An 8,364-nucleotide genomic window follows, 5' to 3' on the forward strand; every position below is an offset into this window, starting at 1 on the left:
TGAACGCCTCGTTGTACTTCGCCATGAAAAACACCCCAAAGGTTGAACGGGTGTCCAACTTTTGGGGTGCAGTTCACCGAAGCTGCCCTTTTTGCTGACTCGCGGCGACGCCTTAGTTGGCGCGGCTGCGGTATTCGCCGGTACGCGTGTCGATTTCGATCTTGTCACCGATGTTGCAGAACAGCGGCACTTGCAGCTCGAACCCGGTGTTGATCTTGGCGCCCTTGAGCACCTTGCCCGACGACGTGTCGCCCTTGACGGCCGGTTCCGTGTAGATGATCTCGCGGACCAGCGTGGTCGGCATTTCCACGGAGATGGCCTTCTCGTTGTAGAACACCACTTCCACGTTCATGCCGTCTTCGAGGTAGTTCAGCGCGTCACCCATGCTGTCCTTCTCGACTTCGAACTGGTTGTAGTCCGTGTCCATGAACACGTACATCGGGTCGGCGAAGTACGAATAGGTGCATTCGCGGCGATCGAGCATCACGACTTCGAACTTGTCGTCGGCCTTGAACACCGACTCGCCCGGGGCGTCCGTCAGCAGGTTCTTGTACTTCATCTTGACGACGGCGGCGTTACGGCCCGACTTGTTGTACTCGGCCTTTTGCACGACCATCGGGTCGGAACCGATCATGAACACGTTGCCGACGCGGAGTTCCTGTGCGATCTTCATCTGAACTGTTTTCCTGAAAAAAGTGTCCGGGGCGCTCATGACCCCGATTCGCGGTATGCGGTATGCGGTATGGCGAAGGCGCGCGGCCGGCAGTTGCTCTTTTTGAGCTCGCCATCATCAAAATCAACCCGCTATTTTACCCGATTTTCGCAAAAAGCCACCAGATTTGCCGCGAGGTCGCCCAAGTGCTGCAACTGCCGCTGCCAGCGATCCATAGCCGTGGCGAGTGCAGGCAATTGTGCGTGAAACTGCGCCCAGTCGGGCGCGTGCGGGGTGGCGCCATAGCCATTCCAGGCATGACAGAAGGCGGTCATGGCCTGGGCGGCCTCCGGCGGCACGCCGCAGCGGCTGAAGCGCTCGAGCCAGGCGTCGAGCTTCACATGGTGCGCCACGTCGTCCTGCGGATAGATGTGCCAGACCATGGGCCGCGCCGCCCAGTGTGCGCGCACGCAGGAATCCTCGCCGCGCACGAAGTTCACGTCGCAGGCCCAGAGCAGCTCGTCGTAGTTTTCCTGCCGTACGAACGGAATCACCTGGAGGGTCAGGCTGCCTTGCGTCAGCGTTGTGCCGGGGGCCGCCTGCGCCGCCGGGCCGCCGAACCACGCAGCCGCCTGCTGCGCCGCCGGGCCTTGCGGCACCAGGCACTGCACGGGCGTGGCGCCGTCGCGCCATTGGGCGAGCAGGGCCGGCAGGGCGGGGTTGGTGTAGGCGAACAGGCTCACGCGCAGCGCGTCCGGCAGGGGTTGCGTGCCGAGCCGATACCAGAGGGTGGATTGCGCGGCGCGGCTGGACAGGAAGGCCTCACGCTGGGCGCCCAGCATCGACTCCCGCAGCAACCCGCCCGTGCCGTGCGCAAAGCCGGGGAAGAAGAAGTACTTCACCAGCGGCAGCTTCGGATGGGGCGAGGACAGCGCATGGTGCTCGCTGACCCACGCCTCGGCGCTCAGGTATTCCAGGTTGATCCATACCGGCGGGCGCGGCGCGGCGGCCATCGCGGCCAGGAAAGGCTCCGGCAGGTGGCAGGCGAATGCCTCGATGACGAGGTCGTGCGGCGGCAGCGGCTCGAATGATGCCCCGGGGGAGGCGTCCCAGCGGCGCACTTCCACGCCGCCCAGATGCTGGCAGGCGCGCGCCGGGTCGATCTCGGGCGCCAGCCGCGCAAAGCTGCCCAGGTCGTCCACCCAGAGCCGCACCGCGTGGCCGTGCTCCTGTGAGAGCTGGCGCGCCAGGCGCCAGCAAACGCCGATATCGCCGAAGTTGTCGACGACCGTGCAGAAGATGTCGCAGGATTGAATGGGCATGGCGGCGTCCCGTTCCGCGAGGGTCCGCGGAAGATTTGCTCTAAACTTGCGATTCTAGAGCGAGGCCAGCCGCTGCGCGCCTTGCCGCCCAAACTTTCTTGTCCCCCGATGCCCGAGCAGGAACCGGTTTCCCCGAACGACGCTTCGAACGATGCAGCCGCCGAGGTCCGCGTGGATCTCCCGGCCGAGGCCCCCGCCGATATCCCGGCATTCGATCCCCGGCCGATCCTGGCGCGACTGCCCGGCCTGCCGGGCGTCTACCGCTATTTCGACGCCGATGGCAACGTGCTTTATGTAGGTAAGGCGCGTGACCTGAAAAAGCGTGTCTCGAGCTACTTCAACAAGACCCAGTTGTCGCCGCGCATCGCGATGATGGTGGGTAAGATCGCGCGCATCGATACCACCGTGGTCCGGACCGAGGCCGAGGCGCTGCTGCTTGAGAACAATCTCATCAAGGCACTCGCCCCGCGCTACAACATCCTGTTCCGCGACGACAAGTCTTATCCATTTCTCAAGCTGACAGGCCACAAGTTCCCGCGCATGGCCTATTACCGGGGCGCGACGGACCGCAAGCACCAGTACTTCGGCCCGTTTCCGAGCGCCTACGCGGTGCGCGAAAGCATGCAGATCCTGCAGAAGGTGTTCCAGCTGCGCACCTGCGAGGATACGGTGTTCAACAACCGCACCCGCCCGTGCCTGCTGCATCAGATCCATCGCTGCACGGCGCCGTGCGTGAAGGCGATCAGCGAGGAAGATTACGCGCGCGACGTGCATAACGCCGCGCGCTTCCTCCAGGGCCGCGAAACCGAGGTGCTCGACGGCCTCCAGGTCAAGATGGAGGAGCACGCGGTGCGACTGCGTTTCGAGCAGGCCGCTGCCGTGCGCGACCAGATCGCCGCGCTCTCCACGGTGCTCAAGCGGCAGGCCGTGGAGGAGGTGGGGCAGGCGCGTGACATCGACATCCTGTCCGTGGCGGTGCAGGGTGGCCGCGCTTGCGTGAATCTGGCGATGGTGCGCGGCGGCCGTCACCTTGGCGACAAGGCGTATTTCCCCGCGCATGCCGACGAAGCGGCGATGATCGTCGAAGATAGCGACGATGCGGGAGAGAGCGAAGGTGGCGAGCAGGTGGCGCCGGAAGCCGGTCCGCTGTCCGTGGACCGCATCGCGGCCCGCGTGCTGTCGGCGTTCATGGTCCAGCACTATCTCGATCAGGCGCCGCCGCCGATCATCGTGGTGAGCCATCTGCCGGCGGACGCTGCGCTGGTGGAGGCACTGTCGATGCAGGCCGGCCGCAAGATTGCGCTGGTGCGTCAGCCGCAGGGCCAGCGCAAGATCTGGCTCGAGATGGCCACGCAGGGCGCGGCGCTGGCGCTGGCGCGCCGGCTGGCGGAGCAGGGCAGCCAGGAGGCGCGCACGCGCGCGCTCGCCGAGACCATCGGCCTGGACATGGAAGACCTGGCGATGCTCCGCATCGAATGCTTCGATATCAGTCACACGGCAGGCGAGGCCACCCAGGCATCCTGCGTGGTGTTCCACCATCATGAGATGCAGAACAGCGAGTATCGGCGCTACAACATTCAAGACATCACGCCCGGGGACGACTACGCGGCCATGCGCCAGGTGCTCACGCGCCGGTACCAGAAGCTGGTGGAGCAGATCCAGGAGGATGGTGGCGAGTTGGGCGGAGAAGGCGCCCCGGATGGGGTGCCGCGCATGCCGCGCGTGGTGTTGATCGACGGCGGCAAGGGGCAGGTCGAGGTGGCGCGGCAGGTGTTCGAGGAGCTTGGGCTCGATATCGGCCTGCTGGTCGGTGTGGCGAAGGGCGAAGGCCGCAAGGTGGGGCTGGAGACGCTGGTCTTTGCCGATGGCCGTCCGTCGCTGGAACTGGGGCAGGGCAGCGCGGCGCTGATGCTGGTGGCCCAGATCCGAGACGAGGCGCACCGCTTTGCCATTACCGGCATGCGGGCGCGGCGCGCCAAGGCGCGCAACACGTCGCGGCTGGAGGAAATCGAGGGCGTAGGCGCGCGCCGGCGGCAGAAACTGCTGACGCGTTTCGGCGGCCTGCGCGGCGTCATGGCCGCCAGCATCGACGAACTTGCCAGCGTGGAAGGCATCTCGCGCACCTTGGCCGAGGAGATCTACCGCCAGTTGCATTGACCGGCTCACCCAGCCGGTTGCCAGCCATTTTGGCCCAAAACTGGCGGGTTCGGCTGGAAATCGGCGACAATCGCGGCATTCGCCTTCCAGACCATCGCCGGATCGGCCCGTTCCTTTTCCAACGCTCCGCCCATGCCCCTGAATATTCCCATCCTGCTGACCTGGCTTCGCGTGGCCATGATCCCTCTCGTGGTCGGGGTCTATTACCTGCCCGAAACCTGGTTGCCGATGCATACCAAGAACGTGACCGCGGCGGCGTTCTTCGTCATCGCGGCGGCAACGGACTGGCTGGATGGCTTTCTGGCGCGACGCTGGAACCAAACCTCGTCGTTCGGCGCGTTCCTCGACCCGGTGGCCGACAAGCTCATGGTGACCGCAGCGCTGCTGTCCCTGCTGGCGCTGGGCCGTGTGGCGGACTTGATCGCGCTGGTCATCATCGGACGTGAAATCACGATTTCCGCGCTGCGGGAGTGGATGGCGCAGATCGGCGCGTCCAAGAGCGTGGCCGTGAATTTCCTCGGCAAGCTGAAGACCACAGTGCAGATGATCGCGATTCCGCTGCTGCTGTTCAACGATTCGCTGTTCGGCATCGATGCCTCGCTGCTCGGCGGCTGGATGATCTACCTGGCGGCCGTGCTTACGCTGTGGTCGATGTTCTATTACATGAAGCTGGCGTGGCCGCAGATCCGCGAGCGCAGCAACGTTACGGGCGGTGCGGGTGCGCAGAAGTAAAAGTGAAGCTTTCCGCAAAAAAGTCCTTGACGCACCGGTTCGGTCTTTGCAATAATCTCGTTCTCGCTGCTGACGACGAAAGACGAAAGCAGCAAGACAAGCGGTACTTAGCGCGAAATGCCAGCACAAAGCTGCGTGTTTAAAAGAAGTTGCGCGATAGTCTGCTTTTCTGTAAGATGCAGGGCCCTGCGGGAGTAGCTCAGTTGGTAGAGCGCAACCTTGCCAAGGTTGAGGTCGCGAGTTCGAGACTCGTCTCCCGCTCCAGGTTAAGTAAGGTTCGACGGCATCATCGTCGGGCTGGCAGTCAGTAGCAGAAAGTTGTACGCGGGAGTAGCTCAGTTGGTAGAGCGCAACCTTGCCAAGGTTGAGGTCGCGAGTTCGAGACTCGTCTCCCGCTCCAATCCCAAAGGGAAGCGTGGCTTCCCTTTTTGTTTGGCAGGATTGTCGTACAATCCTGCATCGTCACCTGGCGGGGTGGCAGAGTGGTTATGCAGCGGCCTGCAAAGCCGTGTACGCCGGTTCGATTCCGACCTCCGCCTCCAAGTTTTACCAGACGTTTCAAGCCTACGGCGCCCATTGTGGCGCCGTTTTGCGTTCTGGCGTTTCTCTAGCGCCGGCATCGCGGCTCAGGCGCACAGCGCGGGTGCCGCACCGCGCAGGTATTCGGTGAAGGCGAGCAGCCCCTGGGTCGGAAATTTGTCCTGATGCACGACAAGCTGCAGCGGCCGGATCACGCGCGGCAGGCCGGCGCGCAGCGGCACCAGCGCGCCGCGAGCGATTTCATCGCCGACGACATGCAGTGACAGGCAGCTGACGCCAAATCCGCTCATCACGGCGCGCTTGATGGCTTCGGTGTTGCCCAGCTCCAGCGCAAAGCGCAGCGTCCCCAAGGCGGGCACGAGGCGGGATTCGATGATCTCGCGTGTGCCCGAACCCGGCTCGCGCACGATCCAGTCGGCATCGCGCAGCATGTCGTGCAGCAACTCGGGCTGATCGGCGGCCATCGCCAGCGGATGCGTCGGCCCCACGATCACCACCATCTCGTCATCGCACCAGTGCATGCTGCGTAAGTCACGCTCGTGGCAGGTACCTTCGATCAGGCCGATATCGGCCTCGAACTTGAGGAGTGCCTGCAGCACGTCCTGCGTATTGCCGATACGCATGTCCAGCTCGCACGGCCCGGTCTGCGCATTGCGAAAGCCGGCCAGCAGGGCAGGGAGAATATAGCTGCCGATGGTGTTGCTCGCTGCGATGCGCAGTTGCACGCCACCCTCCGAGGCAAATCGCTCGAGTTCGTGCGCCTGGTCGAGCAGCGACAGCGCGCGCGGGAAGAATTGCCGCCCGGTTTCGTTGATGCTCAGGCGGCGCGCCACGCGGTCGAATAATGGGCCGTTCAGCGCACGTTCCAGTTCTGCCAGCGATGCGCTGACCGCCGATTGAGACATCGCGAGCGACTCAGCGGCGGCCGTGGTGCTCCCATGCTGGGCCACGGCCACGAAGACCTGCAACTGGCGCAGGGTAAGGCGGAGCGGGCGCTGGTCCATGGTGTTATCGATAATTACGGTAAGTCATAACGATATTACCCGTTTTACTGGTCAAGGCGGCGTGGGTACGCTTCACGCAATCCCTAGAAGATTGCCATGTCCACAACCCCTGCCACTCCCCTCGCACTCGCCCCAACGGGTTTCACCCTGTGGCGTATCCGTCTCGTTACCCTGCTGCCGCTGGGCGCCATTGCCGGGCTGGCGCTGGTGCTGGCCGACCATCCGGCCGTATCGCAATACGGGCTGTCCGCGTTGACGCTGGCCATGTGTGCCGGCATGGTCGCGGCCAATACGATGCCCAAGCACTGGCTTACGCCCCTGGCGCCGGGCATGCAGTTCGCGCGTCATCATCTGCTGCGGCTTGGCGTGGCGCTATATGGTCTGCGGCTGACGTTCGGGGCCATCGCCGCACTGGGCCTTGGCGGTGTCGTGGTGCCGCTCGTGATGCTGGTGGCCACGCTTCTCTTTGGCACATGGGTGGGGTCGTCGTTTTTCGGCCTGAGCCGGCGCGAGGCCATCCTGGTGAGCGCAGGCAGTGCCGTATGCGGTGCGGCGGCGGCCATCGCGGTCTCGTCCGTGGTGCGTACCGATGACAAGCAGACGGCCGTGGCCGTGGCCACGGTGGTGCTGTTCGGCACGGTCGGCATGCTGCTCTATCCGTGGCTCTACGAACTGGCGACGCAGCACTGGCACCTCCCCGTGACGGAGCGCGCGTTTGGTATTTTTACGGGTGCCACGCTGCATGAAGTGGCGCAGGTCATCGCCTCCGGCAAGATGGTGAGCGATGCCACCGCCGATGCCGCCGTGGTGGCCAAGATGGTCCGCGTGCTGGCGCTGGGTCCGTTGCTGCTGATCATGGCGCTCTGGCCGCGTGCAAGCGGTGGCGAAGCGGCCGGTGGTCGTCGCAACTGGCGTGGGCTGCTGAAGTCCGTGCCGTGGTTTGCGCTGGGTTTCGTCGCGGTGATGGCGCTGAATTCGGCAGGCATGGTGCCGGGTGAGTGGAAGCCGGGTCTGGTCGCCCTCGACAACTGGCTGCTGGCTTGCGCGATGCTGGCCATCGGACTCCATACCCGAATCGGCGATCTGCTACGTGCAGGACGCAAGCCGCTAGCGCTCGCCGCAGTGTTGTTTGTGTTCCTGATGGTGGTCGGCGCGCTGCTGTGCGCGTGGCTCGTCTGAGCGCTGCGCGGGGCGATGTAGCGCGACTTGAAGCGCGCTGGTGCGGCCGACGGGACTCGAACCCGTAAGCCCGTATGAGCGGCAGATTTTAAGTCTGCTGAGTCTACCAATTTCTCCACGGCCGCACGGCAAGCCCGGTATTGTGGTGGCTTCGTCCCCAGGAAGCAAGCCAACACGGGGCACTTCGCCATGTGACGTCCCTGTTACCGCCGGTAACAATGTAGAACCCGCCGTTTCACCTCGAAAATCGCGAACCCCTACAATACGGGGTATCAGCTTGACCAAACTCAAAGAGGCACGATCATGAAACGTTGGTTGTTCGCAGCATTCGGTGTGGCCGCCGCGCTGGCGTCTGGCGCTGCAATGGCACGCGTGAACGTGGACGTGGCGATTGGCATTCCGGGTGTGGTGGTGGGTGGACCCGCCTACTATGCACCGCCCCCGCCGGTGTACTACGCGCCGCCGGCTCCGGTTTACTACGGCCCGCCGCCCGTCGTGGTGCGCCCGGCGCCGGTCTACTATGGTCCCCGCTACTACCCGGGTCCGCGCTACTACTACGGCCCGCCGGGATATCGCGGCGGCCATTACCATGGCCACGGTCACGGTCGAGGCCATGGCCGCTGGCGCGACTAAGACGTTTATCGCGGCGGCAATCGTTTATGACGACGTTGAAAGGCGATCGTCGGAAAAAGCCACCCTCGTGAACTGCACCCCAAAAGTTGGACACCCATCCAACCTTTGGGGTGTTTTTCATGGCGAAGTACGATGAGCGGTTCAA

At 64.2% G+C, this 8,364-nt stretch carries 7 protein-coding genes and 4 tRNA genes; 7 read left to right on the plus strand and 4 right to left on the minus strand.

Features of this window, described 5'->3' with window-relative positions:
* Window positions 1–112: 112 nt before the first annotated feature.
* Complete coding sequence (efp, locus tag SB751_RS27860) at window positions 113–673, minus strand: elongation factor P (RefSeq protein WP_144203650.1); 561 nt, start codon at window positions 671–673, stop codon at window positions 113–115.
* A 131-nt stretch (window positions 674–804) separates the two neighbouring features.
* On the minus strand, window positions 805–1,974 hold the full coding sequence (earP, locus tag SB751_RS27865; RefSeq protein WP_144203652.1) for an elongation factor P maturation arginine rhamnosyltransferase EarP: 1,170 nt from the start codon (window positions 1,972–1,974) through the stop codon (window positions 805–807).
* Between the two features lie 108 nt (window positions 1,975–2,082).
* Between earP and uvrC the strand changes: the two genes are divergently transcribed.
* The 5 genes from uvrC to SB751_RS27890 all read left to right on the plus strand — a co-directional run bounded on the left by uvrC (window position 2,083) and on the right by SB751_RS27890 (window position 5,405).
* The gene (gene uvrC, locus SB751_RS27870; RefSeq protein WP_144203654.1) at window positions 2,083–4,131 is read left to right on the plus strand and encodes an excinuclease ABC subunit UvrC; all 2,049 of its coding nucleotides are present in this window, start codon (window positions 2,083–2,085) and stop codon (window positions 4,129–4,131) included.
* Between the two features lie 132 nt (window positions 4,132–4,263).
* The gene (gene pgsA / locus SB751_RS27875) at window positions 4,264–4,863 is read left to right on the plus strand and encodes a CDP-diacylglycerol--glycerol-3-phosphate 3-phosphatidyltransferase (RefSeq protein WP_144203656.1); all 600 of its coding nucleotides are present in this window, start codon (window positions 4,264–4,266) and stop codon (window positions 4,861–4,863) included.
* Window positions 4,864–5,051: 188 nt separating this feature from the next.
* Window positions 5,052–5,127, plus strand: a tRNA-Gly gene (locus tag SB751_RS27880).
* 60 nt (window positions 5,128–5,187) lie between these two features.
* Window positions 5,188–5,263 (plus strand) — tRNA-Gly (locus SB751_RS27885).
* A gap of 68 nt (window positions 5,264–5,331) precedes the next feature.
* Window positions 5,332–5,405, plus strand: a tRNA-Cys gene (locus SB751_RS27890).
* Between the two features lie 84 nt (window positions 5,406–5,489).
* On the opposite strand, the gene SB751_RS27895 is transcribed toward SB751_RS27890, so the two are convergent.
* On the minus strand, window positions 5,490–6,407 hold the full coding sequence (locus SB751_RS27895; RefSeq protein WP_144203658.1) for a LysR family transcriptional regulator: 918 nt from the start codon (window positions 6,405–6,407) through the stop codon (window positions 5,490–5,492).
* A 96-nt stretch (window positions 6,408–6,503) separates the two neighbouring features.
* Here SB751_RS27895 and SB751_RS27900 point away from each other — a divergent pair, with 96 nt between their 5' ends.
* On the plus strand, window positions 6,504–7,586 hold the full coding sequence (locus tag SB751_RS27900) for a YeiH family protein (RefSeq protein ID WP_144203660.1): 1,083 nt from the start codon (window positions 6,504–6,506) through the stop codon (window positions 7,584–7,586).
* 38 nt (window positions 7,587–7,624) lie between these two features.
* Here the strand turns inward: SB751_RS27900 and SB751_RS27905 are convergent.
* Window positions 7,625–7,711, minus strand: a tRNA-Leu gene (locus SB751_RS27905).
* Window positions 7,712–7,889: 178 nt separating this feature from the next.
* Between SB751_RS27905 and SB751_RS27910 the strand changes: the two genes are divergently transcribed.
* Window positions 7,890–8,219, plus strand: a complete 330-nt coding sequence (locus SB751_RS27910; protein WP_144203662.1) for a hypothetical protein — start codon at window positions 7,890–7,892, stop codon at window positions 8,217–8,219.
* The last annotated feature ends 145 nt before the right edge of the window (window positions 8,220–8,364 follow it).

It is taken from the genome of Cupriavidus sp. SIMBA_020, assembly GCF_046535395.1.
In the GTDB taxonomy this organism is placed as follows: domain Bacteria; phylum Pseudomonadota; class Gammaproteobacteria; order Burkholderiales; family Burkholderiaceae; genus Cupriavidus; species Cupriavidus campinensis.

What these genes read in the sequence shown, in the direction of transcription:
- efp (WP_144203650.1), bottom strand. Translation starts at nt 673, where the DNA reads ATGAAGATCGCACAGGAACTCCGCGTCGGCAACGTGTTCATGATCGGT.
- earP (WP_144203652.1), bottom strand. Translation starts at nt 1,974, where the DNA reads ATGCCCATTCAATCCTGCGACATCTTCTGCACGGTCGTCGACAACTTC.
- uvrC (WP_144203654.1), top strand. Translation starts at nt 2,083, where the DNA reads ATGCCCGAGCAGGAACCGGTTTCCCCGAACGACGCTTCGAACGATGCA.
- pgsA (WP_144203656.1), top strand. Translation starts at nt 4,264, where the DNA reads ATGCCCCTGAATATTCCCATCCTGCTGACCTGGCTTCGCGTGGCCATG.
- SB751_RS27895 (WP_144203658.1), bottom strand. Translation starts at nt 6,407, where the DNA reads ATGGACCAGCGCCCGCTCCGCCTTACCCTGCGCCAGTTGCAGGTCTTC.
- SB751_RS27900 (WP_144203660.1), top strand. Translation starts at nt 6,504, where the DNA reads ATGTCCACAACCCCTGCCACTCCCCTCGCACTCGCCCCAACGGGTTTC.
- SB751_RS27910 (WP_144203662.1), top strand. Translation starts at nt 7,890, where the DNA reads ATGAAACGTTGGTTGTTCGCAGCATTCGGTGTGGCCGCCGCGCTGGCG.